Below are 26,598 nucleotides of genomic sequence, written 5' to 3' on the forward strand. Positions count from 1 at the left end.
CCTTTTACCCCTCGATAAAGCCGCCGCCGATGACGATTTCGCCGTCGTAGAACACGGCTGACTGTCCGGCCGTTGGCGCGCGCACCGCGTCCTCAAACACGACGCGGGCATGCTCGCCGTCGGGATAGACTGTCGCGCGGTTGCTGTGCACGGAAAAACGCACACGCACATCACACGAAAACGCGCCGTTTTCCGCGTATTCTGGTGCAATATAGTTGATATTCCGCACCATAATTTCCTTTTTGTACACGTCGCTTAGCGACAGCACGATGCGGTTGTTTGCCGTGTCGAGCGCGTGGACGAACAGCCGTCCCTCCGCTGCGACACCAAGCCCCTTGCGCTGTCCCACCGTGTAGCGGTGCAGACCCAGATGACGGCCGAGCACCCTGCCTGTCTCGTCAACAAAGTCGCCCTCGGGCAGCGCCGCACCGTGGCGCTCGAGCCAGCCGTGCACATCGCCGTCCGGAATGAAGCAGATGTCCATGCTGTCCGGCTTGTCCGACACGCCGAGCGCCAGCTCTCTTGCATTCGCTCGCACCTCATCCTTGCCCTCGGCCTCGCCGAGCGGAAAAACGCACCGTGCAATCGTCCGTCGCGGCAGGCGATGCATCATATAGGTCTGATCCTTCTGCGCGCGGGCGCGAAGCAGCAGCGCACGGCCCTCACTGTCCGTGCCCGTGCGGGCGTAGTGACCGGTCGCGACATACTTTGCGCCGATTTCATCTGCATAATCGGTCAGTGCGCGGAATTTAATGAGCGGATTGCACACCACACAGGGGTTGGGCGTGCGTGCGTTTTTGAATTCATCAGCAAAATACGTGCAGACCTGCTGTTCAAACGCTTCGCGCCGATGCGCGATGTAGAGCGGGATGCCCAGCTCGTCCGCCACCTCCTGCGCGGTCTCCGTGCCGCCGAGGCCAAGCTCGAGAAACAGGCCGTGCACCTCATACCCCATTTGGCGCAGACGCGCGGCTGCAACCGCCGAATCCACGCCGCCCGAAAGGCCTAAAACCACCTTTTCCATTGCAATAATACTCCTTTGCTTGCGTTTTCACGCACGAAAACAGAAAAAGAGCGCTGTGCGCTCATTTCCTGCAACAGTCACTTATTCTCACCTGTGCGCCAGTTCTCCACCCCTGCAAATGCGTTGTAGGGCGCGGCGGGCAGACTGTCAATCAGCCCCTGCCGCAGCACAAGCTGCTGCCGCTCAAAGGCAATCGGAATGATCGGCATATCGTCGAGCAGCTGCTGATAGAGCGCATTCAAATCCTCGCCGCGGCGCGCGGAGGCCATTGCCGTATCGGCTGCCGCACTGCTGTACCCGCCGTAATTGAGTGCGCCGCCGCTTGACAGCAGAGGACGCAGGTCAAAGTCCGGCATGAGCAGGGTTTCGCCGTAGTATACATCAAAATTTCCGTTTTGCACCGCCTCGGTGAAGGCGCTGTACTCGACCTTCTGCACCGTCACCTGCACGCCGATGGCGCGCCATGCAGCGGCAATCTGATCCGCCGCCGCGGTTTTAAACGCGTTATCGCTGTTGACGAGCAGGGTGATCGCAAGCGGCTCCTCCAATTTGGCTTCGGCGAGCAGGGCGGTCGCCCGCTCGGTGTCCGCCTGCATGTTGAGGCTCCAGTTATCCCCTGACGGCTGCGGATTGACCGGCAGAATCGCTGGGTCGGCGAAGGTTTGCAGCTGGGTGTCGCACAGGTTTTTCCGTCCGATTGCCGCACTCAGCGCACGGCGCACGGCGGCGTTTTGCAGCTGCGAATGATTCATATTCACGCCCAGATAGTGCAGGTCGGCGCTCGCCGTCTGCACGGCATCGACCAACCCCGAAATGATGGTGGAGCCGCTCGAAATCCGCTCGGTGCGCATGAGCGAAACATCTCCTGTTTCAAAGCTGGACACGGCGGCATCCGCCCGCGACACCGTCACCAGTGCGATTTTGCGAATGGAGCCGAGATAGCCCCCCTGCCAGTTTTCGTTCGCGGTCAAAAACCATTTTCCGCTCTCCTCGGTCGGGCGAAACGGTCCGGTGCCGTCGGGAAAGGTTTCATTTTCGCCCGCGCGGAAAATCGGAATATCCAGCAGGCGCGGGAAATTGACGTTGGGACTGCTCAGCACGATGCGCACCTGCTTATCGCCCACAGCGGCAATCGACGAAACCTGCTGCATGCGCGCATAATAGGGAGAGGCTTCGGCCGTCTGCGCGGCTTCGAGACAGGAAACCACGTCCTGCGCCGTCAGCGCTGCGCCCGACCAGAAGGTCACGCCGTCTTTGAGGGTGAAGGTGAAGGTCGTGCCGTCTCCCGTATAATCTGCGCACAGCACAGGCACCGCGGTAAAGCTCTCGCCCACCTCGAACAGGCCTTCATACATCGCCTCGCACAGCAGGCGGTTCATCGCCGTATTTTCGGTAACGGGGTTGAGCGCGCCGTTATCATAATGCGCAAGGCCGAAATAGCCCGCGCTGACCTTGACCGTATCGGGCGGGCGTTCATCCTGCCCGTCCGCCTGCCCGCCGCCGCAGCCGCTCAGCAGACAGATCGCCGCGAGCAGGCACGCGGTCAGGCGTTTTTTCATTCGTTTCATCGTTTTCCTCTTCACAGGCAAATCACGCCCGCCTGTACGCCGCGCACGCCGTTTGTCACACGGTGCGACCAGAAGGTTTCGTGCTCGCACATCGTGCAGATGCCGCTGTCGATGACGTTTTCCGCGTTCAGTCCCGCCTCGCACAGCAGCGCCGCGTTGATGCCCTGCAGGTCGACATGGAATTTCACGCCCTTCTCCGCAACGTAGGGTCGCACCCACGCGCCGAGCAACGCTTCCATGGCATCGGGCACGTCAGAGTCGGTCTCGAAGCATTCCCGATGGATTGAAGGCCCCATGACGGCAATCAAGCTGTCGCGTTTGGTGCCTAGGGACGCGGCCATCCGGTCCACTGTTTTGCCCAAAATCCCCTTCGCCGTGCCGCGCCAACCCGAATGGCATACACCGCAGGTGTGGGTTTCGGGGTCGTACAGCAGTGTGACAACGCAGTCGGCATAAAATCCGGCGAGCGGTGTATCGCCAAGCGCGGTGACAATCGCGTCCGACTGCCATGCCATCGGCTGCCACAGACCCATGCCCACGCCCTGCTCGGTCACGACCGTGACCTCATCCTCGTGGATTTGCTTGGTCATCGTGACACGGCTGACGTCCATTTTGAGCGCACCACACAGGCGGCGGTAGTTTTCCCGCACAGTTTCCTCCGCATCCCCGCGGCCGAAGCCAAGGTTCATGCTCTCGCACGGGCCGGTGCTTACGCCGCCGAATTTGGTCGTAAACGCATGGCGGACGGGCAGTTTATCGCAAGTATAGTATAGAATCGAACCGCTTTGCACGCGGCGCATGGTTGGATGCATCGAAAATCCCTCCATTCACAGTTGTACCATTATATCAAATCGCCGCATGGGTCACAAGAGCGCGTCATCGTTCTTTTCAAGAAACGCCAAAATATGTACGGCACTCACCGTGTTTTTCTTGACAGTTTGACCAAAAGGCTTTACAATTATCATATATAATACCTGTTGTGATACAGCCGCATGGCCGAATGCGGTTTTTCAAGGGATTATACAAAACAATTCAAGCAGAATTTCTTTTTTACCCAAGGTAGAAGCTGGAATTACCGCCGCCGGCGCATTTCATTCGCACCGACGTTTTCGATACGTATGGACGCACTTCAGGCGTCATTTTCCCGTGTTCTGCCGGAAACTGTACCCAAAAAACAAAATTAGGAGGACACACCAAAACAATGGGCAATATCATTATACCGCTGATTACCGGTATCGTGTGTCTCGTTGTGGGCGTTGTCATTGGCTTTCTGTACCGCAAGAGCGTTGCGGAAAAGGAAATCGGCTCTGCCGAAACGGAAGCGACACGCATCATCAACGAAGCCATTAAGGCCGGAGAAACCAAAAAACGCGAAGCCATTCTCGAAGCGAAGGATGAAATCCACAAGCAGCGCACCGAAGCCGACCGCGAGCTCAAGGAGCGCCGCAACGAGACCCAGCAGCTTGAACGCCGCCTGATTCAGCGCGAAGAAGCAATCGACAAAAAAAGTGATTCGCTCGACCGCAAGAACGAAGAGCTGTCCCGGCAGCTTGCCGCGACGCAGAAGGACAAGGAAGAATGTGAGCGCATCAAGGCCGAGCAGCTTGAAAAGCTTGAAGCCATTGCCAGCATGACCCGCGATGAAGCACGCGAGATGCTCGTAGCTTCCATCGAAAACGAGGCGACGCACGACGCCGCCATCAAACTCCGCGAAATCAACCAACGTGTTAAGGATGAGAGCGAGCAGACCGCCCGCGAACTGATCTCCACCGCGATTCAGCGCTGCGCCGCAGACCATGTCGCCGAGGCGACCGTCTCCGTCGTGCCGCTGCCCAACGATGAAATGAAGGGTCGCATCATCGGCCGCGAGGGCCGCAACATTCGCACCCTCGAAACGCTGACCGGCGTTGACCTGATCATAGACGACACCCCCGAAGCCATCACGCTTTCCTCGTTCGACCCCGTGCGCCGTGAAATCGCACGTCTGGCGCTCGAAAAGCTGATTGTCGACGGCCGTATTCATCCGGCTCGCATCGAGGAAATGGTCGAAAAGTCCCGCCGCGAGGTCGAGCAGATTATCAAGTCCGAAGGCGAACGCGCAACGTTTGAAACCGGCATCCACGGCGTGCATCCTGAGCTGATTAAGATTCTCGGCCGTCTGCGCTACCGCACCAGCTACGGCCAGAACGTGCTGATGCACTCGATTGAGGTTGCACACATCGCCGGCATGCTGGCAAGCGAGCTGGGACTCGATCCCACACCTGCCCGCCGCGCTGGTCTGCTGCACGACATCGGCAAGGCAATTGACCACGAGGTTGAGGGCAGCCACGTTCAGATCGGCGTAGACCTCTGCAAGAAGTACAAGGAATCCCCCGCAATTATCCACGCGGTTGAAGCGCACCACGGCGACGTGGAAGCCAAGACCGTCATCGCTTGCCTCGTGCAGGCGGCGGATGCCATTTCGGCAGCCCGTCCCGGCGCACGCCGCGAGAATGTGGAAAACTATATCAAGCGTCTGGAGCGTCTGGAAGGCATCGCCAACGAGACCCCCGGCGTCACCGGCTCGTATGCCATTCAGGCCGGCCGCGAGATTCGCATCATCATCAACCCCGACAAGATTTCGGACGATGCCATGGTGCTGCTCGCCCGCGATGTGGCCAAGAAAATCGAGGAAGAGCTCGACTATCCCGGTCAGATTAAGGTCAACATGGTGCGCGAAACCCGCGCCATCGAGTACGCAAAGTAACAAACAAAAGCCTGCGCTTCGGCGCAGGCTTTTTTGCATGCCAACATGGAGCGTTATAAAAAAGGAGAAGGAACCGCGATTCCTTCTCTTTTTTATGCCTACACTCACTTTTCGTCCGTGTTCTTTTGCTGAAGCGCCGCATCCTGCTCCGCCTGCTTGCGGCGGCGGTACTTCAAAATCTGCCATGCTGCGGCACCCGCGCCGCCCAACACCAGCAGCAGCGGCCAAATTGTGACCACCGTCAGCACCAATCCGCGGCAGAATGCCGTCAGGCCGTTCAGGCCGCTTGCGGCTGCCTGCCGCACCTGTGCGCCAAAACTATTGCCTTCCGCTGTCGCGCTCAGCGCCTGTACTTCGCGCACGGAAAGCTGCACCGTTGCAAAGTCTACCAGACTGTCATAGCTGCGCAGCTGTCCGGTCAGGCTTTCGATTTGGTATTCGGTATCGCTCAGCGCGGTTTCGAGCGAAATGATATCCTCCATCGTGGCGGCCTTGTCGAGCAAAGCGAGCAGGCGCTCATGCTTGGTTCGCAGCGTCGCCAGACGCGTCTCCACATCGGTGTATTGATCGGCGATGTCCTCGGCGGACTGACTCTTGCTGACCACGTGGCACTGTTCACCGACCGCGCTCAGAAATTCTTCAAACTTCGCTTGCGGCACACGCACGGTGTAGTCGGCATAGCGGTTTCCCACGTCTCCGCTGACACCGTTCTGCTCGAAATAGCCTCCGTACTGCGCGGTTAGGGTATCGATGCTCTCACTCGTTTTGGTAAACTCCTGTGATTCCAGCATGAGCTCTGCCCGCAGAATCAGCTTCGCGTTGGCACGCACCGCAGACAACGCGCCGTTCGTGCCGGATGCCGCGTCCTGCTTGGCGGTTTCCGTCCAGCCGGTGTCTGCGCTTGATGCAGCAGAATCGGCCACTTCCATCGGACTTCCGCCGCTTGACCCGCAAGCAGTGGCTGCAATCAGCAAAATCAGCGTCATTGCCAGACATAATAGACGTTTTTTCATCTCAATACACCCCTTCTCTGTTTATTTGGTATTTATTGAGACGAATGCATCCGATAAAAGTTCCTTAATTTTTCCTTTTTGTAAACAATTCCTTGCAGCCGATATAAAGCAGCAGCACGCCGAACAGCCGACGCAGCCAGCTGACATTCATGCCCGCCGCGCCGATTGCCGCGAGAATCGAGGTCGGCACGCCTGCCGCGACGCTCCATTTGACCGCGTTCCACTCCACCAGTTGGTTTTTGATGTGCGAAACGAGCGCCGCCGGTGCGCACGCAATGAAATACAGCAGATTGATGCCGCCCGCGCGGTACTGGCTCACGCCTGCGAACATGGTCAAATACAGCAGCAGCAGCGAGCCGCCGCCCACGCCGAAGCCGGACAAAATGCCGGTTGCCAGACCAATTAAAATCGCCCAAATCACAGCAGCAGCACCGCCCTCACGCCGCCATAGAGAATCAGCGCGCCGAAAATGCGGCGCAGCCACGTCATATCGATGCGTTTGAAGATGCGTCCGGCAATCAGGCCGCCAATCGCACCGCCGATGAGATAGGGCCACGCGATGGAAAAGTCAATCCCGCCGCGCATCCAGTAAATGATGGCCGAAACAATGGACAGCGGCAGAATCACCGCGACCGAGGTGGCAAACGCGCGGCGCTGCTCAAGACCCGTCCACGCGGCCAGCATGGGCACGAGAAACAGGCCGCCGCCCGCTCCGAAAAAGCCGTTTGCCGCCCCGGCCAGTGCGCCGATCACGGCATATTTGGCTGAATTAGACATAAAAAAATCCCCTCCCGGTCTATTTTTCCGCGAGAGGGGAATCTTTATGCAGTTATTGCTGCGGGTTCTTCAGATAGCAGCACTTTTTGTACTTCTTGCCGCTGCCGCACGGGCAGGGATCGTTCATGCCGATCTTCTTGCCGGCGCGCACCGGTTCCTTGACCGTCGTGCCGTCGGACGCGCTTGCAGTTGCCGTCTCCTTGGCGACCTGCTCCCGCTTCGGCTCCTCACGCGTGCGAACCTGCGCCAGGAAAATCATGCGCACGGTGTCCTCGCGAATCGAGTCAATCATCGCATCGAACATATCAAAGCCCTCGCGCTTGTACTCGACAACCGGATCGTGCTGACCGTACGCACGCAGGCCGATGCCGTTTCGCAGCTCGGTCATTGCGTCGATATGATCCATCCATTTGGTGTCAACGTTCTTAAGCAGCACAACGCGCTCCAGCTCGCGCATGATGGGCGCGGTGAGCAGCTGCTCCTTGATGTCGTACACCTTGTGCGCCTGGTCGGCCATGACGTTAATCAGCTTGTCAGCGGTCAGGTCATCACACTCCTCGGGCGTGAACGTGCAGTCCTCGGGACGGAGGAACACGCCGATGAACGGACGCCGCGCCGCGTCGACCATTTCGGGGGTAATCAGATGGTTTTCGCCGATTGCCGCGTGCACGGAAGCCGCGATGGTCGCGTCAATCATGGAAACAATGTTATCCTTGATGTCCTTTCCCTCGAGCACCTGCAGGCGCTGCGAATAGATAGTCTGACGCTGGGTGTTGAGCACATCGTCATACTCCAGCACGTGCTTACGGGTGGCAAAGTTGCGGGACTCAATCTTCTTCTGAGCGTTCTCAATCGCGCCGGACAGAATCTTCTGGTCGATCGGCTCGTCTTCCTCGATGCCGAGCGTGTCCATCATGTTCTGAATGCGCTCCGAACCGAACAGACGCATCAAATCGTCTTCCAGCGAAATATAGAACGAGGATTCACCGGGGTCGCCCTGACGGCCGGCACGGCCGCGCAGCTGATTGTCGATACGGCGGGACTCGTGACGCTCGGTGCCCAGAATATACAGGCCGCCGGCCGCGCGCACCTGCTCGGCCGCTTCGTCGGTTTGCTTCTTATACTTGCGGTACAGCTCCTCGAACTTCTCGCGGATGGCGAGGATTTCGAGGTTTTCGGTCTCGGCATGGCCGTTGGCCTCGGCCAGCAGCTCGGGCGTGTATTCGCCGCGGCGCAGCTCGTCGAGCGCCATGGTTTCGGCGTTGCCGCCGAGCATGATATCGGTACCACGGCCTGCCATGTTGGTCGCAATCGTGACCGCGCCCGGCTTGCCTGCCTGCGCGACGATGTCAGCCTCACGCTCATGGTACTTTGCATTCAGCACGGTATGCTTGATGCCCTTTTTCTTCAGGATTGCACCCAGTTCCTCGGATTTTTCAATCGAAACCGTACCGACCAGAATCGGCTGCCCCTTGGCGTGGCATTCCTCAACACGGGCAATAATCGCCTTGACCTTGCCGCTTTCGTTCTTGTACACCGCATCGGGATTGTCCTGACGCAGAATGGGCTTGTTGGTCGGAATTTCGATGACGTCGAGCTTGTAGGTGTGGCGGAACTCCTCCTCCTCGGTCAGCGCGGTACCGGTCATGCCGGACAGCTTGCCGTACAGGCGGAAGTAGTTCTGGAAGGTGATGGTCGCAAGGGTCTTGGACTCGTGCTCGACCTTAACGCCTTCCTTGGCCTCGATGGCCTGATGCAGACCCTCGTTATAGCGGCGGCCGAACATCAGACGGCCGGTAAACTCGTCGACAATGATAACCTGTCCGTCGCGCACGACATAGTCCACGTCGCGCTGCATGACACCGCGCGCCTTGATTGCCTGATTGATGTGGTGCTGCAGCGTGGTATTCTCGGGATCTGACAGATTTTCGACCTTGAACGCGGCCTCGGCCTTGGCCTGTCCGTGCGGGGTGAGCGTAGCGGTGCGGGCCTTTTCATCGACGATGTAGTCCGCGTCGATGTCGTCCTGCTCCTCCTTTGCGTCAATCTCCTTGACGCGAAGCTGCTTAAGACCCGACGCAAAGCGGTCGGCCAGCTGATAGAGCGCCGAGGACTGCTCGCCCTGACCCGAAATAATCAGCGGGGTACGCGCCTCGTCAATGAGGATGGAGTCAACCTCGTCGACCACGGCGAAGGCGTGGCCGCGCTGCACCATCGCCTGCTTGTAGATGGCCATATTGTCGCGCAGATAGTCAAAACCGAATTCGTTGTTGGTGCCGTAGGTGATATCGGCATCGTACATCGCCTTGCGCAGCTGCGGCTGCACATCGTGGACAATCAGACCGACGGTCAGGCCGAGGAAACGGTAGACCTTGCCCATCCACTCAGAGTCACGCTTGGCCAGATAATCGTTGACTGTGACAATGTGCACACCCTTGCCGGTCAGTGCGTTTAAGTAGGTCGGCAGGGTTGCCACGAGCGTCTTGCCTTCACCGGTTTTCATTTCGGCGATGCGCCCCTGGTGCAGCACGATACCGCCGATAATCTGCACGCGGTAATGCCGCATGCCGAGCACACGGTCGGCCGCCTCGCGCATGGTGGCAAACGCCTCGGGCAGCAAATCGTCAAGCGTTTCGCCGTTCTGATAGCGTTCCTTAAATTCGGCGGTCTTGCCGCGCAGTTCGTCGTCAGACAGGGCGCGGAACTTGTCCTCGAGCGCCTCTACCTTATCCGCAATCGGATAAATCTTTTTCAGCTCATGGCTCGAGTGCGTGCCGAAGAGCTTTGTCAGAAAATTAGCCATTTTCGTAGATCAGCCTTTCAAGAAGGAAGCCATACGCTCCTTATTTTATCAGCTTATTATATCACAGCTGTGTGCGCAAAGAAACAAATTTTTTGTGAACGCCGTGCCGTCAGCGGCAAATCAGATAAGCCGTATAGGCAACATAGGTCAGCGCCATCACCGCGCCCACCGGACGGGACAGCGTGCCCTTGCGTGCCGGCAAATAGAACAGCAGGCTGACCACGAGCAGAATCGCACCGTCAATCACAGCGGTCGGCAGCACAGAAATCGGTGAAATGACCGCCGAAACGCCCAGAATGAGCAGAATATTAAACAGATTCGACCCGATAACATTGCCCATTGCGATATCGTTCTGTCCGCGGCGCGCCGCCACGAGCGAGGTTACCAATTCGGGCAGCGAGGTGCCGATTGCAACGATGGTTAGGCCAATCAGCGTTTCCGACAGGCCGAACATCCGGGCGATGCCGGTCGCGCCGTTTACCGCAAGCTGACCGCCAAGGATAATGGCTGCCAGCCCGATCACAATGTTCACCGCAATCAACGAGGGTTTCATCTGCACCTCGTTCTCGTCCTTCTGTGCGAGGAGCGCGGCGCGGTTTTGCAGCGCGGGGCGCAGCTGCAGCACCATCAGACCGGCAAACAGCGCAAGCAGCACCAGTCCTTCCAGACGCGAAATATCGCCGTTCCACGCAACCATAGCGGTCAAAATGGCGGCGGCAGCCATGGAAAGCGGCCAGTCGCGACGCAGAATGTCCCTATCGAGCGCGAGCGGACACAGCACCGCCGACAGACCCGCGACGACAAGCAGATTGAAAATGTTCGAGCCGACCACGTTACCGACCGCGATTTCGTTCGCGCCGCTCATTGCAGCCGTCACGCTGACCGCGAGCTCAGGCGCCGAGGTGCCGAAAGCGACCACGGTCAGACCGACGATGAGCGCGGGCACGCCCAGTCTGCGCGCGGCCGCAGATGCGCCCGCGACAAATTTATCGGCGCCCACCACCAACAGCACAAAACCGACGATCAGGTAAACAAATGACATCATAAGTAATATCTCCTTTTCCCTCGTTTCATGCAATAAAAAAAGACTTTTCTTGCATGACAAAATGCAACAAAAGTCTCGCTACTTGCGAAGCGGGCCGGTTCGGGCATCCCGAACGTACTGACGACCGCGCTTCACGCACGGTGCGTGAGCTACTCCCCTTTATCTCTCCTTAATATATGCATCTTTGCACAGTTTGTCAAGCAAAAACCGAAATTTTCTTTACAACGCGCCGTTTTTTGTCTATACTATAAGGTACTGAAAAATTTGTATCTGTGAAGGAGCATGTACATGCTGCAATTTGAGGAATACAAGGTCAAACTGACCAATATCAAACCGGATTTGGATGAACTGCGCGGCAACCTCGGTCTGGAACAGGCCGCACGCGAGGTCAGCGAGCTGGAAATGAAGTCGTCGCAGCCCGGCTTTTGGGACGATCCCGAGTCGAGCCAGAAGGTCGTATCCCGTATGGGTGCGCTGCGCGGCAAAATCGAATCCTTTAACAAGCTGGAAACCTCGTGGGAGGATTTGATGACCATCTGCGAAATGGCCATCGAAGAGGGCGACGAGTCCATGCTCGAGGAGCTGGAAAGCGGCTACAAGGTGCTCGAAGAGGGCATCGCCGAACAGAAGCTGGGCACACTGCTGACCGGCGAGTACGATTCGCACAACGCGCTGATGTCGTTCCACGCGGGCGCGGGCGGCACCGAGGCGCAAGACTGGTGCGAGATGCTCTACCGCATGTACACCCGCTGGGCGGAGCGCCACGGTTTCACCTATAAAATCATGGACTATCAGGACGGCGACGAGGCCGGCTTAAAGAGTGCCGACATCCTCATTGAGGGCGAAAACGCCTACGGCTTCCTCAAGGGCGAGTCCGGCGTGCACCGTCTGGTGCGCATTTCGCCGTTTGACGCATCGGGCCGCCGCCACACCTCGTTCTCGGCCATCGAAGTCATTCCGGACATTCCGGACGACTCCACCGACTTTGAAATCAAGCCTGACGATTACGAAATGCAGGTATTCCGCTCCTCCGGCGCGGGCGGTCAGCACATCAACAAGACCTCGTCCGCGGTGCGTCTGATTCACAAGGCGACCGGCATCGTCGTTTCGTGCCAAACCGAGCGAAGCCAGTTCCAGAACAAGGACAACTGTATGCGCATGCTGCGCTCCAAGCTGGTCGAAATCAAGGAACGCGAGCATCTCGATAAGATTTCCGACATCAAGGGCGACCAGAAGAAGATTGAATGGGGCAGCCAGATTCGCTCCTATGTCTTTATGCCCTATACCCTTGCCAAGGATACGCGCACGGCATTTGAATCCGGCAATATCGATGCTGTCATGGACGGCGAGATCGACGGCTTCATCAACGCCTATCTGACCGCGCTTGCCACCGGCAACTGGGCAACCAAGTAAAAAGCGAAGGCGGTTCCCTTGGGAACCGCCTTTATTTGGCCGTCGACAAGGTCGACAGCCTTCGTTTGAAACCACGCTTTCAAACGATTGTTCCGGCTGCTGCGCGCGCCTTCGGGCACACTTGCAGTCGGTTTGTATCAAAAGCCAGGCGCATGTCCTGCCTTTTTATGTAAATTACAGCGATGCTGCAATTGGCTATTTAATATGCGCGACGGCGCGGAACATTCTGCGACAAGCCGGAAGGCGGTTCCCTTGGGGGAACCGCCTTTATTTATGTCTATTCATTTTCGATTGGCACGCCGGTATTCTTAAATTCGTTCAGAAACAGATAGGATTCGGTTGTGCACAACTGCTGAAGCGATGCGGCAAGCTGCTGAAACGCGGGCATATCACGGCAGCTGACGCGCAGCAGCACATTGACCCGCCCCGCGAGATCCCACGCCTCCGTGATATCCGGACAGTCCGCGGCAAATTCGCGCAGCTTGACGGACAGCCCCGGCCGATCGATCGCCAGAATTACCGCCTCCACCCGCCGGCCGAGCGCGGCCGGGTCAATCTCGGCGCGGTAGCCCTGAATGACGCCCTGCTCCTCCAGCCGCCGCACGCGCTCGGCCGCCGCGGGCACGCTCATACTGATGCGCCCCGCCAGCGCCTTCATCGTAATGCGCCCGTCCGCTTGCAGGATGCGTAAAATTTCGTAATCAGTCGTATCCATATCGCTGTCTCCGTGTCCCCTTTGCTCAAACATGATTGCCCGTGAATTGCACCTAAAATCCGTAAAGTGTTTTATGAAAACTGCTTAAAACCGTTCGGCGCGATAGGCATAATGCCTTAATTAAGGCATAGAAAACAGGCGATTTTAACGGTACAATAACAGCATAAGAAAAACCTGATGATTGGAGGCATTCCTCATGGAAACCCAAGAAAAAACCATTCTCGGCCGCGGCCTCGCCGTGTTGGCCGTCCTGCTGATTGCGCTCATTGCGCTGATTGTCATCGTCTGCCGCGTTGTAACCGCCGGCTCGCTCGCCTACTATGCCGCCTGCTGGGGCATTCTTGCGGTTGGCGCGGGTGCAACGCTGTATTCCGCCCACCTTTGGACGCGCCTGATTGCGCTCGGCCATCCGCGCACCTGATTTTCCCAAAACCCGCCGTTTCCGGCGGGTTTTGTCATCCCTGCCGCCGTTTGAAGTCCAGATATCCCTGCAAAATCAGCGAAGCCGCGACCGCGTCCACCGTCTGGCGGTGCTGCTTGCTTTTCTTGCCCGCCTGATGCAGAATATCATGCGCGGCCACCGTGGTGCGGCGCTCGTCCCACAGCACGACCGGCACACCGGTGCGTTCCTTGAGCGTATCAGCCAGTGCTTCGCATTTCTGCGCGCGCGCGCCCACCGTGCCGTCCATGTTTTTCGGATGGCCAAGCACAATTTCTTCGATTTTCTCCTGCTCGATAAGTGCGGTCAGCTTGTCGACCAGCTTGTCATAATTCCATTCGTGAATGACGCTCGGCGAACCCGCAAGCAGCCCGGTCGCGTCGGAGATGGAAAGCCCGGTGCGTGCGTCACCGTAATCTATGCCCAATATCTTCATCGTTTTACTCCTATATCTTGTGGTTAGTATAACTATAACACAAATTTTTAAAAAATTCAGCACTTTTTAAGGCAGTTTTTTTTACAGAAAAACTTGACCACCCTAAATTGGCATGCTATAATAAATGAACCTATGCAGGTTCTTTTTTTTGCGCGCTTTTTTCGTGTGTCTGAAAAAACGCGTTAGAACGCTGGCAAAGGGAGGCAAAAAGTCCCCACGCATATATAAAAGGTATATATGGACAACGGGACAACATGGCCGGCCACCAAAAAGCTCCGGCCGAATTAAGAAGGAGGTGCCGTTAATGCGCGTAAAGGTTACGCTCGCCTGCACTGAGTGCAAGCAAAGAAATTATGACACGATGAAGAACAAGAAGAATGATCCGGACCGTCTTGAGATGAACAAGTATTGCCGTTTCTGCAAGAAGCATACGCCCCATCGAGAGACTAAGTAAGAGAAAGGAAGTAGTTGCTTCATGGCTGAAGAAACCAAGGTTAAGAAGCCCTCTGTCTTCTCTCGCATCGGCAAGTGGTTCCGCGAGCTCAAGAGTGAGTGCCGCAAGATCGTCTGGCCTACCCGCCAGCAGACCATTAACAACACGCTGGTGGTTCTCGCCAGTGTTGTAATCGTCGGTATCTTTATCTGGATCCTCGATGCCGTATTCAACCTCGGCGTGCAGGCGCTGCTGATGCAATTTGCTTCCGCCGCCTGACCGTAAGGAGGCTTTTAATGTCAGACGCTGCAAAGTGGTATGTGGTTCACACATACTCGGGCTATGAAAACAAAGTAGCCTCTTCGATCGAAAAAGCGGTCGAAAACCGCAAGCTGCATGACCTGATCCCCGCAGTTAACATCCCCGTCGAAACCGTCACCGAGGTCAAGGACGGCAAAACCCGTGAGGTTGAGCGCAAGCTCTTTCCGGGCTATGTCCTGGTCAAAATGGTGATGACAGACGAAACCTGGTATCTCGTGCGCAATACGCGCGGCTGCACCGGCTTTGTCGGTCAGGATAAATCGGGCGGCAGCCGTCCGATTCCGCTGACGGAGGAAGAGATCGCTTCGATGGGCGTTGAAAAGCGCGAAATCGAGATCAGCTACGCGGAAGGCGACAGTGTGCGCGTCATCGACGGTCCGCTGGCCGGCTTTATCGGCGTTGTCGATAAGCTGGAGCCTGATAAGAACAAGGTAAACGTTGTCGTTTCCATGTTCGGCCGCGAAACCCCCGTCGAGCTTGAGCTCGACCAGGTCGAGACGCTCAACGATTAAACAAAAAGCGGACAGCTTTTTCGTCCGCATGGCAAGTGGGAGAGCGTGCGAAACGCTCGCCAGCCACCACATTTATTGAAGGAGGAACCCTCAACCATGGCACAGAAAGTAGTAGGTTATATTAAGCTCCAGATTCCCGCAGGCAAGGCAACGCCGGCCCCCCCGGTAGGTCCGGCTCTGGGTCAGCACGGCGTTAACATCATGGCCTTTACCAAGGAATTCAACGAGCGCACCAAGAACGACGTGGGTATGGTCATCCCGGTCGTTATTACGGTTTACGCTGACCGTTCGTTCAGCTTTATCACCAAGACCCCCCCGGCAGCTGTTCTGATTAAGAAGGAATGCAACATCGAGTCCGGTTCGGCTGTTCCGAACAAGACCAAGGTTGCTCAGCTGTCCAAGGCTTCCCTGCAGAAGATCGCCGAGATCAAGATGCCCGACCTGAACGCCGCTTCTCTGGAAGCTGCAATGAGCATGGTTGCCGGCACCGCCCGCGCGATGGGTGTAACGGTAGAGGAGTAAGAGCAACCGGCTCTTGCCCCCAAGTAAGCGAAACGAACTGCGGCAGTTCCGCCGCATACAGTGGGAGGGAATTTCCCGCTTACCACTTAAGGAGGATTTATTGTGCATAAAGGTAAAAAATATGTAGACAGCGCAAAGCTGGTTGATCGTTCCAAGCTGTACGACACCAACGAGGCGCTGGACACCGTTCTGTCCACTGCCAAGGCAAAGTTCGATGAGACCATCGAGCTGCACGTAAAGCTTGGCGTTGACTCGCGTCACGCTGACCAGCAGGTCCGCGGCGCAATCGTACTGCCCCACGGCACCGGCAAGAACGTTCGCGTTCTGGTGTTCGCAAAGGGCGCAAAGGCTGACGAAGCGCTGGCCGCCGGCGCTGATTACGTTGGCGCCGAGGATATGCTGGAGCGTATCCAGAAGGAAAACTTCTTTGACTACGACGTTGTCATTGCGACGCCCGACATGATGGGTATCGTCGGCCGCCTTGGTAAGGTGCTCGGTCCTAAGGGCCTGATGCCGAACCCGAAGGCAGGCACGGTTTCGATGGACGTAGCCAAGGCTGTTCAGGAATCCAAGGCAGGTAAGATTGAGTACCGTCTGGACAAGACCAACATCATCCACTGCCCGATCGGCAAGGCTTCCTTCGGCGCGGAGAAGCTGGCTGACAACTTCAACGCTCTGATGGGCGCGATTATCAAGGCCAAGCCGTCGGCTGCAAAGGGCCAGTACGTCCGCTCCTGCGTGGTTGCTTCCACCATGGGCCCCGGCGTGAAGGTCAATGCTGCCAAGCTGATGGACTAAGTCTGTTTCCTTTAAGAGCTGCTCAAAAGGCAGCTCTTAAATTTATAAAAAGTGCTTGACAAGTGAATATCACGCTGTTATACTGTAATAGCTTGGTCAAAGACAGCAGGCAGCCGCAAGGCTTGAAAGGCGATTTGTACGCCGCCCGCCGAGGTCAGCACATGAAACAGATTTGTTTATTGTGTACCCTCTTGTCTTTGTACAAAAGGGTACTTTATTTTTTTAGGAGGTGAAAAAGATGCCGAACGCAAAGGTTTTGGAAGAAAAGAAGGCACTTGTTGCGTCTCTGGTTGAGAAGATCAAGAAATCTCCCGCTGGCGTACTGGTCGACTATAAGGGCATCACCGTTGAGGATGATACCAAGCTGCGCCGCGATATGCGTGCCGCTGGCGTTGAGTATGCCGTTATCAAGAACACCATGATCCGCTTCGCGTGCAACGAACTGGGCTTTGAAGCTCTGGACGAGCACCTGAACGGTACCACCGCTCTGGCAATCAGCATGACTGACGACGTAGTCGCTCCTGCTAAGATTCTGGGCGAATTCGCTAAGAAGCACGAGAACTTCAAGATCAAGGCTGGTTTCCTGGAAGGCAAGGTCATCGGGGAAGCTGAGGTCCAGAAGCTTGCGAACATGCCGAACAAGGAAACCCTTATCGCGCAGGTTCTGTACAGCTTCAACTATCCTATCATGCAGCTGGCTATTGCTTGCGACGCGATCGTCAAGAAGGCCGAGGGCAACGAGGATATGAAGGTTGCCGATCTGGTAGCCGTTGCAGCAGCCGCGGAGGAAGCTCCCGCTGCCGAGTAAGAATTCTTTATTTTAACTTAAATTTAAAACAAAACGGAGGTATATCCCATGTCTGTACAGGAGATTATGGATGCAGTCAAGGAACTGAAGGTTCTGGAGCTGTCCGAGCTGGTTAAGGCTCTGGAAGAAGAGTTTGGCGTTTCTGCTACGCCCGTAGCTGTTGCTGGTGCTGCTGCAGGCGGCGCTGAGGCTGCTGCTGAAGCAAAGACCGATTTCGACGTAGTTCTGGTTGAGGCTGGCTCTTCCAAGATCAACGTTATCAAGGTTGTTCGCGAGATCACCGGTCTGGGCCTGAAGGAAGCTAAGGAGAAGGTTGACGGCGCTCCCGCAACCATCAAGGAAGCTGCTCCCGAGGCTGAGGCTAACGAGATCAAGGAGAAGCTTGAGGCTGCCGGCGCTAAGGTCGAGCTCAAGTAAGTTTCTTTTGAACTTCACAAAAACGCTCTCTCATCACGAGGGAGCGTTTTTTCTTTGCCTTTTGTGCGAAAATCCTGTACAATAAATACAGCACCACCGAAAGGGGAATTGAAATGGCAATTCAGGAAATCTGCGCGGTTCGCGCAAATGAATATTTGGGTTCCGGACTCTACCGCATGGTGATTAAGACCGAGAAAATCGCCGCCTCCGCGGCCTGCGGCCAGTTTGTCCACCTGACCTGCGGCGAGGGCAATCTGCTGCGCCGTCCGATCTCGATCTGCGATGCGGACAGCGAGGCAGGCACGCTCACCATGCTCTACGAAGTCAAGGGCGACGGCACAGCGTGGCTTGCTGCGCGCAGAGCAGGCGATAAAATCGACGTGCTTGGTCCCCTCGGCCACGGTTTTGATGCTGCAAAGCTCGGCGCACGCCCCGTGCTGCTCGGCGGCGGCATCGGCGTGCCGCCCATGCTGCTGACCGCCAAGACCTGCGCGAAGAACAGCGCTGCGGTCACGATGATTGCCGGCGCACGCACGCGTGACCTCGTTGTACTCGAGCCTGAGTTTTCGGATTTTGACTACACCGTCTGCACCGACGACGGCTCCTACGGCGTGCACGGCTTTGTAACCGATGTGCTGCGCGAGAAAATCACCGGCGCGACCGGCGTTGCCGCCTGCGGCCCCAAGCCCATGCTGAAGGCCATCGCAGCGATTGCCAAGGAAGCAGGGGTTCCCTGTCAGGTGTCGATGGAGGAGCGCATGGGCTGCGGCATCGGCGCATGTCTGGTCTGCGCGTGTGCGCTCAGTGCCAAGAACGGCGAAACCCGCTACGGCCATGTCTGCAAGGACGGCCCGGTATTTGATGCAGAGGAGGTACAGTGGTAATGGATATGACCGTCAACATCTGCGGCGTAGAGCTCAAAAACCCGCTGACGACCGCCTCCGGCACCTTTGGCTTCGGGCATGAATACGGCGAATTTTTCGACCTTTCGATGCTCGGCGGCATCGGCGTGAAGGGTATGACCCCGCACGAGCGGCTCGGCAACCCCGCGCCCCGCATCGCGGAGACGCCGATGGGTATTCTCAACTGCGTTGGCCTGCAAAATCCGGGCATCGACCGCTTTATTGAGGAGCAGATTCCCTATCTGCGCCAGTTCGACACCAAAATCATCGCCAATGTGTCGGGCAACACGGTCGAGGAATACGAGGGCATGGTCGAGAAGATCTCGGCTGCCGACGTCGACCTGATTGAGCTGAACATCTCCTGTCCTAACGTAAAATGCGGCGGATTGGCCTTCGGCACACGTCCGGACATGGTGCAGGAGGTCGTTTCGGCCGCCAAGCGCAAGGCCACGCGGCCGCTGATTGTCAAGCTGTCCCCAAATGTGACCGACATTGCCGAAATCGCACGCGCCGCCGTTGACGCAGGCGCGGACGCGCTCTCGCTCATCAACACGCTGCTCGGCATGCGCATCGACATCGAGAAGCGCCGTCCCATCCTGTCCAACGTCATGGGCGGCCTGTCCGGCCCCGCGGTGTTCCCCGTCGCCGTGCGCATGGTTTATCAGGTGCGCAAGGCTGTTGACGTGCCGATTATCGGCATGGGCGGCATCCGCACGGGACGCGACATCGTTGAAATGCTGATGGCGGGCGCAGATGCGGTCGCAATCGGCACGGCGATGTTCGCCGATCCCCTCGCACCGGTCAAGGCGCTCGACGAGCTGACCGCGTGGATGGACGCGCACGGTGTCAAATCCGTCCGCGAGCTGTCTGGCGCGGTGGAGGTCTGAACATGAATACGACCGTCTATCTCATCCGCCACGCCGAGGCCGAGGGCAATGTCTACCGCCGCTGCCACGGCCAGTATGACAGCCTGCTCACCCCCCGCGCATATGAGCAGCTCCCCTGCCTTGCCAAGCGGTTTGAGCACGTAGCGCTTGACGCAATTTATTCCTCCGACCTGTTCCGCGCGCGGACAACGGCGGGCGCGATTGCGGGCGCGAAGGGCATGCGGGTGGAAATTCGCCCCATTCTGCGCGAGATTGACATGGGCGACTGGGAGGATCTCACTTGGGCGGAGCTGCCGCTGTTCTGGCCGGAGGAGTACGCAAACTGGCGCTCCCGCCCGTGGGACGCGGTGCCGCCGCACGGCGAAAGCGTGATTTGCTCGGGCGAGCGCATGCTGAACGGTGTGCGCGATTTGGTGCGCGAGCGCGACGGACAGACCATTGCCGTCGTCACCCACGGCTCGGCCATCCGCGGTGCGCTGACGCTGGCGCATGGATGGAAGGCGGAGCAAATGGGCGAAATCGGCTGGGGCGACAACACCTGCGTTGCCAAGCTGGAGTTTGACGGTCCGGACAAGGTCGAGGTCATTTACGAGAACGACGCCTCCCACCTCCCTGCCGCACTCTCCACCTTTGCGGCGCTCGGCTGGAAGGACGCAAAGGGTGCGCCCACCACGCAGCAGGTGTGGTTCCGCCGCGCCAATCCGCTGGACGATGCAGATGCGTCAGAAATCATTCGCTACATGCGCGAGCTGCACCAAAACGCCTACGGGACGGACAGCAACCTGCATCCCGACGAGCTGCTCGAGCGCGTGGCGGCGATGCAGAAGATTTGTCCGCGGTCGGTCACCTTCGGCATCCTGCCCGACACGGGCGACACCGCTGCGCTCGTGCTGATGGACACTACCAAGCAGGACGAACCCGAGGTTGGCATGGTCGGCGGTTTCTGCATCGACGAAAAATACCGCGGCGGCGGGCTGAGCCAACAGATTCTAGGGCAGGCCATCAGCGTATACCGCGGGCTGGGCAAGACCTACTTATGCGCCCACGTGGCCGAGCACAACGAACGCGCCAAGGGATTCTATCATAAATTTTCCTTTGAGCAGCGCGGCGAGCATGTCAACGAAAACGGCAAGCATTACCGCATGTTCAAGCGAATTGCGATTGATTAAACAAAAAAGCTGCTGAGCATGCTCAGCAGCTTTTTAATATTCAGATTTCACGGCTGCGAATGAGCAGCACAATGAGCGCGCAGATGAGGCCAAACAGCATCTGCGGGATGACCAACGCGGTGCTGCGCCACAGCGTCGCCGACAGATACGGTGCGCCCAGATACGGCGGCACTGCAATCAGCAGGCACAACACGCAGACGGATGCGAGCGTAAGCATAGCGGTCGACTGCGGCTTCCACGCACGCAAGGCGGCAAAACAGCACAGTGTGATAATCAAATAGCTCAGGATTCGCAACGGATACACCAGTATCAGCCAGCCCATGGACCCACCGCGCGTGACTAAACCAGTCACCTGCGACTGCAATAGGTAACACACGATGCTCAGCAGCGGCGCGATTGCCGAGGCCGTAATCAGCAGCGGGTTTTGTTTTTTCATCAGCCATCCCTCCACGAGCCTATCATACCACAATTTGGAAGGCAGGGCAATAGAAAGCCGCTACATCCGGCCGACGAGATAGACAATCAGCTCCTCCGGCGTCGGGCGCGCGCCTTTGCAGGGGATTTGGCTCTGGCGGAAACGCGTCAGCTCGTCCGATGGAGCGGAGAACATTTGCTTGATCATCGTTTCAAGCTCGCGGCGAACCTCCTGTGTTGTTACACCGTTTTTCTGCGCCACGGCCTCGATAAGCCGCTCCGCTTTTTTATTATTCATATCCTCATCTCCCTTTATATCTTTATATAAATATATATGCATATAAATGAATTGTCAATTAAATATATATTGATTAGGGTATATATGAGGTGACAAAAATGAGCAGTATTCGTATTCGTCTGGATCAAACGTTGCAGCGCCTGAACATTACGCGCTATGAATTGCATAAACGAACCGGCATTCAGTACCAAACCGTGGATAATTACTATAAAAACAAGGTCATTCGCTATGACAGCGATATTCTTTTGCGCATGTGCATCGCGCTCGACTGCGGTATCGAAGAAATTATCGAGGTCGTGCGGTAGGTTGCGTAAACTTCCTTAAAAGGTGCTCACTATATCACTCGAATAATATATAGTTGATCATATACTAAAAATGACCAATTGTAAATTTGCTAAGTTATGGTTAATGTATAATTTAGGTGATAGAATGAGCAGTATTAAATTGATGATACGCGAAGCAATGGAAGCACGCGCGATGAACCGCTATCAGCTTTGCAAAATGACAGGGATTCCCTATCAGACGTTAGACCGCTATTTCAAGGATAACATTTCGCGCTATGATATCGACGTATTGCTCAAAGTGTGTGTCGCACTCGACTGCGGAATCGAAGAAATTATCGAGGTCGTACGCTAAACCATGAAAAAAGAGGAGAAACCATTCGGTTTCTCCTCTTTTTCGTTTATACCAAGCTTACAGCGTGTTAATATCGACCATTTCACAGTTTTCGATCTTCACGTCGCCCTCAAGGCAGCGCAGCAGCGCCGAGGCGGTGTCAATCGAGGTCAGGCACGGAATCGCACGCTCAACCGTGGTACGGCGAATGTGCACCGAGCCAAGTTCCGGATGACGACCCTTAACTGAGGTGGCAATGACATAGTCAATCTTGCCCGACTCGATGAGGTCAATGATGTTCGGGCTGGGCTCGTCCACGTTGCGGATGGCGTTCGCCGCGACCATGTGACGGTTGAGCACGTTTGCCGTGCCGCTCGTCGCAAAAATCTCAAAGCCGAGCCGCTCAAAGCGTTCGCCGATGCGGATGGCCTCCTGCTTGTCCGAATCACGCACAGAAATGAGCACCGCGCCCTTCTTCTTCATCTGGAAGCCCGCGCCGAGCAGACCCTTCAAAAGCGCCTGACGGAACGAAGTCGAAACGCCGAGCACCTCGCCCGTGGACTTCATTTCAGGGCCGAGCTGGGTGTCCAGATCGCGCAGCTTCTGGAAGGAGAACACCGGCACCTTAACGGCGTAATGCTCACCCTCGGGATGCAGACCGGTGCCGCAGCCCATGTCGCGCAGCTTCTCGCCGAACATGCAGCGCGTCGCCAAATCGACCATCGGCACGCCCGTTACCTTGGAAATATACGGCACGGTACGCGACGAACGCGGGTTTACCTCGATCACGTAGACCTCATCGTTATACAGCACAAACTGGATATTGACCAGACCGAGCACATTGAGGTTCTTCGCCAATGCTTCGGTGTACTGGATGATTACTTCCTTGTGGCGATCCTCAATGGTGATGGACGGATAGACCGAAATGGAGTCGCCCGAGTGCACGCCTGCGCGCTCCAAATGCTCCATGATGCCGGGAATGAGGATATCGTCGCCGTCGCAGATGGCGTCAACCTCGATTTCGCGTCCCATCATGTATTTATCGACCAGCACAGGGTTTTCCACCTTGTTGCGGGTAATGACCTTCATAAATTCGCGCACGTCCTCTTCCTTGTACGCGATTTCCATGCCCTGACCGCCCAGCACGTAGGACGGACGAACGAGCACCGGATAGCCCAGCTCATCCGCCGCGGTAACGGCTTCGTCCTCGGTCATGACCGTATGGCCTGCCGGACGCGGAATGCTGCACTTTTCGAGGATAACGTCGAACTTCTCGCGATCCTCCGCCGCATCAATCGACCACGCAGGGGTACCCAGAATCGGCACGCCGAGCTTTTCGATGTGGGCGGCAAGGTTGATGGCAGTCTGTCCGCCAAACTGCACGATGGCGTAGTCGGGCTTTTCGGCATTTACAACACCGGTCACGTCCTCGGGAGTCAGCGGCTCGAAATAGAGGCGGTCAGCCGTGTCAAAGTCAGTCGATACGGTTTCGGGGTTGTTGTTGATGATAACCGTCTCACAGCCCAGCTCTTTAAGTGCCATAACAGCGTGCACCGAGCAGTAGTCAAACTCGATGCCCTGTCCGATACGAATCGGGCCCGAGCCGAGCACGAGCACCTTCTTTTTGCCGGAGAACGGCTTTACTTCGCTCTCGTCGTCGAAGGTGGAGTAGTAATACGGGGTTTCGGCTTCAAACTCGGCGGCGCAGGTGTCTACCGTCTTGTAAACAGGCAGACGCTTGACGGCCGAAATGTCCTTTTGGGACAGCTCTTCAATCGTTTTGTCGAGGAAGCCCATCTTTTTCGCGCGCAGGTAGAGGTCGGCGTCAATTGCATCGGCCTTTTCCAGCGCGTGCTCCATTTCGATGATATGCATCAACTTTTTGAGGAACCACACGTCAATGGTCGTCACATCGTGCACTTCTTCGATGGACATCATGCCGCGGCGGAAGGCTTCGCAGATGTGGAACAGCCGCTGATCGTCCACGGTGGCAACGCCCTTGCGGATTTCCGCCTCGTTCTTTTCGGCAAGGCGGGGCATAATCATCGAGCTGAGCTTGATTTCACAGCCGCGCACGGCCTTCATCAGCGCACCCTCGAACGAGTTGTCAATCGCCATGACCTCGCCCGTCGCCTTCATCTGCGTGCCGAGCGAATTATCAGCGTATACGAACTTATCAAACGGCCAACGCGGGAACTTGACCACGCAGTAGTCGAGCGTCGGCTCGAAGCAGGCCTTGGTCTTGCCGGTAACGGCATTTTCGATTTCGTCCAGACCGTAGCCGACCGCAATCTTGGCGGTCACCTTGGCAATCGGATAGCCGGTCGCCTTGGAAGCGAGCGCGGACGAGCGCGAAACGCGGGGGTTTACCTCGATAACGGCATACTCGAAGGACTCGGGATGCAGCGCATACTGCACGTTGCAGCCGCCTTCCACGCCCAGCTCGGTGATGATTTTAAGCGCCGAGGTGCGGAGCATCTGATATTCCTTGTCGCACAGCGTCTGGCTGGGCGCAACGACGACCGAGTCGCCCGTGTGCACGCCGACCGGGTCGACGTTTTCCATATTACAGATGGTGATGGCGTTGCCCTTATGGTCACGCATGACCTCGTATTCGATTTCCTTCCAGCCCGCGATGCACTTTTCGACGAGGATTTCGTCCACGCGGGAGTACATGATGCCGGTTGCGGCCGTTTCGCGCAGCTGCTCCCACGTGTAGGCGATGCCGCCGCCCGTGCCGCCGAGCGTGTAGGCGGGACGGATGATGACCGGGAGGCCGATTTCACGCGTGAACTCAACCGCGTCCTCAACCGTGTGCACAACCTTGGAAGCGATGCAGGGCTCACCGATTTTCTCCATCGTGTCCTTGAACATCTGGCGATCCTCGGCCTTGGCGATGGTTTCCGGATTCGCGCCGAGCAGCTTCACGCCCATGCGGTCGAGGAAACCGTTTTCGCACAGCTCCATCGCAAGGTTCAGGCCGGTCTGACCGCCAAGGTTGGGCAGCAGCGAGTCCGGGCGTTCCTTCTTGATGATCTCCTGTACGGCTTCAACGGTCATCGGCTCAATATAGACCTTGTCCGCCATGGCCTTGTCGGTCATGATGGTCGCGGGGTTGGAGTTGACGAGCACAACCTCCAGACCCTCTTCGCGCAGGGCGCGGCAGGCCTGCGTGCCTGCATAGTCAAACTCGGCCGCCTGGCCGATAATAATCGGGCCAGAGCCCAGTACCAAAACCTTCTTAATATCCTTGCGCAGCGGCATTACTGAGCACCTCCCTTGGTTTTCTCCATATTTTCAATAAAAATATCAAACAGATAGCTGGTGTCCATCGGTCCCGGGCAGACTTCGGGGTGATACTGCACGGTGAAGATGGGCTTGCCGATGTGCTCCACGCCCTCAACCGTGCCGTCGTTGAGGTTGACATAGCGCACGCGTGCGACGGCGGGGTCGACCGTTTCGCCGACAACCGCATAGCCGTGGTTCTGCGAGGTGATGTAGGTGCGATCCTCGTCCAGATCCTTGACGGGGTGGTTAACGCCGCGGTGACCGTACTTGAGCTTGCAGGTTTCCGCGCCGATTGCAAGGCTCATCAGCTGATGGCCGAGGCAGATGCCGAAAATCGGGATGCCGCTCTCGCGCAGGGTTTTGAGGTTTTCAACAATCTGCACGTTTTCCGCCGGGTCGCCGGGGCCGTTTGAGAGCATGATGCCGTCGTACCCACCGCCGATCACAGTCTCGGGTGCGGTGTCGCCCGGAATAATCGTCACTTCACAGCCGCGCTTGCACAGCTCGCGCTCGATGTTGTATTTTACGCCGTAATCAAAAAGCGCCACGCGATAGTTCTGCTCGCCCTCTGCGGGATGCACGATATTCTCAGCACAGGTGACGGACTTGACCGCGTCCTTGACCACATAGGCCTTCATATCCGCAATCGTCTGCTTGTCCGGCTGATAACCCTCTGTATAAATCACGCCATTCATTACACCGCTGTTTCGCAGGATGCGGGTCAGGCGGCGGGTGTCGATGCCGGCAAGGCCGACGACCTTCTGGCTCTTGAGGTAGTCATCCAGCGACAGCTTGCAACGCCAGTTGGACGGCAAATCGCACATTTCGCGCATAATAAAGCCGGAAACCCAGCTCTTTCGGCTCTCATAGTCCTCAAAGTTGATGCCGTAGTTGCCGACCAGCGGATAAGTCATTGTGACAATCTGGCCAAAATACGACGGATCGGTCAGCACTTCCTGATAACCGGCCATACCGGTGTTGAATACAACCTCGCCGATGCACTGTCCCTCGTAGCCGACAGCCGTACCCTCAAACAGGGTGCCGTCCGCAAGCAGTAAATACGCTTTTTTCAAAATTCCACGCTCCTTTAGAAATTCGGCTGCAGGCACGCCCTGCCTCCGATGATTCCGGCTTTTGCGCACGCGCTGCGCACACTTCTGTCTCTCATACTACACACTATACCATACTTGCAGCGTTGTGTGTAAGATAATTTGAAAATTTATGCGGTTTTATGC

At 56.9% G+C, this 26,598-nt stretch carries 29 protein-coding genes and 1 other annotated feature; of the genes, 15 read left to right on the plus strand and 14 right to left on the minus strand.

Features of this window, described 5'->3' with window-relative positions:
* Window positions 1-4: 4 nt before the first annotated feature.
* The 3 genes from mnmA to pgeF form a co-directional block, all read right to left on the minus strand.
* Window positions 5-1,024, minus strand: coding sequence for a tRNA 2-thiouridine(34) synthase MnmA (gene mnmA, locus QOX26_RS05140; protein WP_283673845.1), 1,020 nt, complete (start codon window positions 1,022-1,024; stop codon window positions 5-7).
* Window positions 1,025-1,101: 77 nt separating this feature from the next.
* Window positions 1,102-2,592 carry an ABC transporter substrate-binding protein gene (locus tag QOX26_RS05145; RefSeq protein ID WP_283673846.1) on the minus strand — a complete coding sequence of 497 codons (1,491 nt, stop codon included), beginning with the start codon at window positions 2,590-2,592 and terminating at the stop codon, window positions 1,102-1,104.
* 11 nt (window positions 2,593-2,603) lie between these two features.
* Complete coding sequence (pgeF, locus tag QOX26_RS05150; RefSeq protein ID WP_283673848.1) at window positions 2,604-3,404, minus strand: peptidoglycan editing factor PgeF; 801 nt, start codon at window positions 3,402-3,404, stop codon at window positions 2,604-2,606.
* A gap of 389 nt (window positions 3,405-3,793) precedes the next feature.
* On the opposite strand from pgeF, the gene rny reads away from it, so the two are divergent.
* Window positions 3,794-5,338 (plus strand): ribonuclease Y, encoded by a 1,545-nt coding sequence (gene rny, locus QOX26_RS05155; RefSeq protein WP_283673849.1) that lies wholly within the window; start codon window positions 3,794-3,796, stop codon window positions 5,336-5,338.
* 104 nt (window positions 5,339-5,442) lie between these two features.
* On the opposite strand, the gene QOX26_RS05160 is transcribed toward rny, so the two are convergent.
* The 5 genes from QOX26_RS05160 to QOX26_RS05180 all read right to left on the minus strand — a co-directional run bounded on the left by QOX26_RS05160 (window position 5,443) and on the right by QOX26_RS05180 (window position 10,976).
* Window positions 5,443-6,351, minus strand: a complete 909-nt coding sequence (locus QOX26_RS05160; RefSeq protein WP_283673851.1) for a DUF4349 domain-containing protein — start codon at window positions 6,349-6,351, stop codon at window positions 5,443-5,445.
* Window positions 6,352-6,415: 64 nt separating this feature from the next.
* Entirely contained in the window at window positions 6,416-6,772 is a 357-nt protein-coding gene (locus tag QOX26_RS05165; RefSeq protein WP_283673852.1) for a sulfite exporter TauE/SafE family protein, read from the minus strand.
* Window positions 6,769-7,128 (minus strand): sulfite exporter TauE/SafE family protein, encoded by a 360-nt coding sequence (locus tag QOX26_RS05170; RefSeq protein ID WP_283673854.1) that lies wholly within the window; start codon window positions 7,126-7,128, stop codon window positions 6,769-6,771. The genes QOX26_RS05165 and QOX26_RS05170 overlap by 4 nt, the downstream gene beginning before the upstream one ends.
* Before the next feature lie 52 nt (window positions 7,129-7,180).
* A complete protein-coding gene (secA, locus tag QOX26_RS05175; RefSeq protein WP_283673855.1) occupies window positions 7,181-9,931 on the minus strand; it encodes a preprotein translocase subunit SecA in 2,751 nt (916 codons plus the stop codon).
* Window positions 9,932-10,040: 109 nt separating this feature from the next.
* Complete coding sequence (locus QOX26_RS05180) at window positions 10,041-10,976, minus strand: calcium/sodium antiporter (protein ID WP_331488469.1); 936 nt, start codon at window positions 10,974-10,976, stop codon at window positions 10,041-10,043.
* 288 nt (window positions 10,977-11,264) lie between these two features.
* Between QOX26_RS05180 and prfB the strand changes: the two genes are divergently transcribed.
* Window positions 11,265-12,389, plus strand: a complete 1,125-nt coding sequence (gene prfB, locus QOX26_RS05185; protein WP_283673856.1) for a peptide chain release factor 2 — start codon at window positions 11,265-11,267, stop codon at window positions 12,387-12,389.
* Between the two features lie 277 nt (window positions 12,390-12,666).
* On the opposite strand, the gene QOX26_RS05190 is transcribed toward prfB, so the two are convergent.
* The gene (locus tag QOX26_RS05190) at window positions 12,667-13,104 is read right to left on the minus strand and encodes an Lrp/AsnC family transcriptional regulator (RefSeq protein WP_283673858.1); all 438 of its coding nucleotides are present in this window, start codon (window positions 13,102-13,104) and stop codon (window positions 12,667-12,669) included.
* A 196-nt stretch (window positions 13,105-13,300) separates the two neighbouring features.
* Here QOX26_RS05190 and QOX26_RS05195 point away from each other — a divergent pair, with 196 nt between their 5' ends.
* Window positions 13,301-13,525, plus strand: a complete 225-nt coding sequence (locus tag QOX26_RS05195) for a hypothetical protein (protein WP_283673859.1) — start codon at window positions 13,301-13,303, stop codon at window positions 13,523-13,525.
* Between the two features lie 34 nt (window positions 13,526-13,559).
* On the opposite strand, the gene ruvX is transcribed toward QOX26_RS05195, so the two are convergent.
* Window positions 13,560-13,979 (minus strand): Holliday junction resolvase RuvX, encoded by a 420-nt coding sequence (gene ruvX, locus QOX26_RS05200; RefSeq protein ID WP_283673860.1) that lies wholly within the window; start codon window positions 13,977-13,979, stop codon window positions 13,560-13,562.
* A gap of 304 nt (window positions 13,980-14,283) precedes the next feature.
* Here ruvX and rpmG point away from each other — a divergent pair, with 304 nt between their 5' ends.
* From rpmG to QOX26_RS05250, 10 genes are all read left to right on the plus strand, one after another.
* Window positions 14,284-14,433 (plus strand): 50S ribosomal protein L33, encoded by a 150-nt coding sequence (rpmG, locus tag QOX26_RS05205; protein WP_283673861.1) that lies wholly within the window; start codon window positions 14,284-14,286, stop codon window positions 14,431-14,433.
* Between the two features lie 21 nt (window positions 14,434-14,454).
* Entirely contained in the window at window positions 14,455-14,691 is a 237-nt protein-coding gene (gene secE, locus QOX26_RS05210) for a preprotein translocase subunit SecE (RefSeq protein ID WP_283673862.1), read from the plus strand.
* Window positions 14,692-14,708: 17 nt separating this feature from the next.
* Complete coding sequence (nusG, locus tag QOX26_RS05215) at window positions 14,709-15,245, plus strand: transcription termination/antitermination protein NusG (RefSeq protein WP_283673863.1); 537 nt, start codon at window positions 14,709-14,711, stop codon at window positions 15,243-15,245.
* A 96-nt stretch (window positions 15,246-15,341) separates the two neighbouring features.
* The gene (rplK, locus tag QOX26_RS05220) at window positions 15,342-15,767 is read left to right on the plus strand and encodes a 50S ribosomal protein L11 (protein ID WP_283673864.1); all 426 of its coding nucleotides are present in this window, start codon (window positions 15,342-15,344) and stop codon (window positions 15,765-15,767) included.
* Window positions 15,768-15,869: 102 nt separating this feature from the next.
* Window positions 15,870-16,565, plus strand: coding sequence for a 50S ribosomal protein L1 (gene rplA, locus QOX26_RS05225; protein ID WP_283673865.1), 696 nt, complete (start codon window positions 15,870-15,872; stop codon window positions 16,563-16,565).
* A 78-nt stretch (window positions 16,566-16,643) separates the two neighbouring features.
* Window positions 16,644-16,791: a sequence feature (ribosomal protein L10 leader region), on the plus strand.
* Window positions 16,792-16,803: 12 nt separating this feature from the next.
* Window positions 16,804-17,373 (plus strand): 50S ribosomal protein L10, encoded by a 570-nt coding sequence (gene rplJ, locus QOX26_RS05230; RefSeq protein ID WP_283673866.1) that lies wholly within the window; start codon window positions 16,804-16,806, stop codon window positions 17,371-17,373.
* A 48-nt stretch (window positions 17,374-17,421) separates the two neighbouring features.
* Window positions 17,422-17,790 carry a 50S ribosomal protein L7/L12 gene (rplL, locus tag QOX26_RS05235; protein ID WP_283673867.1) on the plus strand — a complete coding sequence of 123 codons (369 nt, stop codon included), beginning with the start codon at window positions 17,422-17,424 and terminating at the stop codon, window positions 17,788-17,790.
* A 113-nt stretch (window positions 17,791-17,903) separates the two neighbouring features.
* Window positions 17,904-18,674: a dihydroorotate dehydrogenase electron transfer subunit gene (locus tag QOX26_RS05240; RefSeq protein WP_283673868.1), complete on the plus strand. Its 771-nt coding sequence runs from the start codon at window positions 17,904-17,906 to the stop codon at window positions 18,672-18,674.
* On the plus strand, window positions 18,674-19,579 hold the full coding sequence (locus QOX26_RS05245; protein WP_283673869.1) for a dihydroorotate dehydrogenase: 906 nt from the start codon (window positions 18,674-18,676) through the stop codon (window positions 19,577-19,579). Before QOX26_RS05240 ends, QOX26_RS05245 begins: the two co-directional genes overlap by 1 nt.
* 2 nt (window positions 19,580-19,581) lie before the next feature.
* Window positions 19,582-20,748 (plus strand): bifunctional histidine phosphatase family protein/GNAT family N-acetyltransferase, encoded by a 1,167-nt coding sequence (locus QOX26_RS05250; RefSeq protein ID WP_283673870.1) that lies wholly within the window; start codon window positions 19,582-19,584, stop codon window positions 20,746-20,748.
* 40 nt (window positions 20,749-20,788) lie between these two features.
* Here QOX26_RS05250 and QOX26_RS05255 read toward each other — a convergent pair whose 3' ends face one another.
* Window positions 20,789-21,184, minus strand: a complete 396-nt coding sequence (locus tag QOX26_RS05255; RefSeq protein ID WP_283673871.1) for a hypothetical protein — start codon at window positions 21,182-21,184, stop codon at window positions 20,789-20,791.
* 60 nt (window positions 21,185-21,244) lie between these two features.
* Complete coding sequence (locus tag QOX26_RS05260) at window positions 21,245-21,460, minus strand: sporulation initiation factor Spo0A C-terminal domain-containing protein (protein ID WP_283673872.1); 216 nt, start codon at window positions 21,458-21,460, stop codon at window positions 21,245-21,247.
* A 98-nt stretch (window positions 21,461-21,558) separates the two neighbouring features.
* On the opposite strand from QOX26_RS05260, the gene QOX26_RS05265 reads away from it, so the two are divergent.
* Both QOX26_RS05265 and QOX26_RS05270 read left to right on the plus strand, forming a co-directional pair.
* Window positions 21,559-21,765 (plus strand): helix-turn-helix domain-containing protein, encoded by a 207-nt coding sequence (locus QOX26_RS05265; RefSeq protein ID WP_283673873.1) that lies wholly within the window; start codon window positions 21,559-21,561, stop codon window positions 21,763-21,765.
* A 124-nt stretch (window positions 21,766-21,889) separates the two neighbouring features.
* Entirely contained in the window at window positions 21,890-22,096 is a 207-nt protein-coding gene (locus QOX26_RS05270; protein ID WP_283673874.1) for a helix-turn-helix domain-containing protein, read from the plus strand.
* A gap of 57 nt (window positions 22,097-22,153) precedes the next feature.
* Here the strand turns inward: QOX26_RS05270 and carB are convergent, their stop codons facing one another.
* Window positions 22,154-25,339, minus strand: coding sequence for a carbamoyl-phosphate synthase large subunit (gene carB, locus QOX26_RS05275; protein ID WP_283673875.1), 3,186 nt, complete (start codon window positions 25,337-25,339; stop codon window positions 22,154-22,156).
* Complete coding sequence (locus QOX26_RS05280; RefSeq protein WP_283673876.1) at window positions 25,339-26,436, minus strand: carbamoyl phosphate synthase small subunit; 1,098 nt, start codon at window positions 26,434-26,436, stop codon at window positions 25,339-25,341. Before QOX26_RS05280 ends, carB begins: the two co-directional genes overlap by 1 nt.
* Between the last annotated feature and the right edge of the window lie 162 nt (window positions 26,437-26,598).

This window comes from Butyricicoccus sp. Marseille-Q5471 (assembly GCF_951230135.1).
Classification (GTDB): domain Bacteria; phylum Bacillota; class Clostridia; order Oscillospirales; family Butyricicoccaceae; genus Agathobaculum.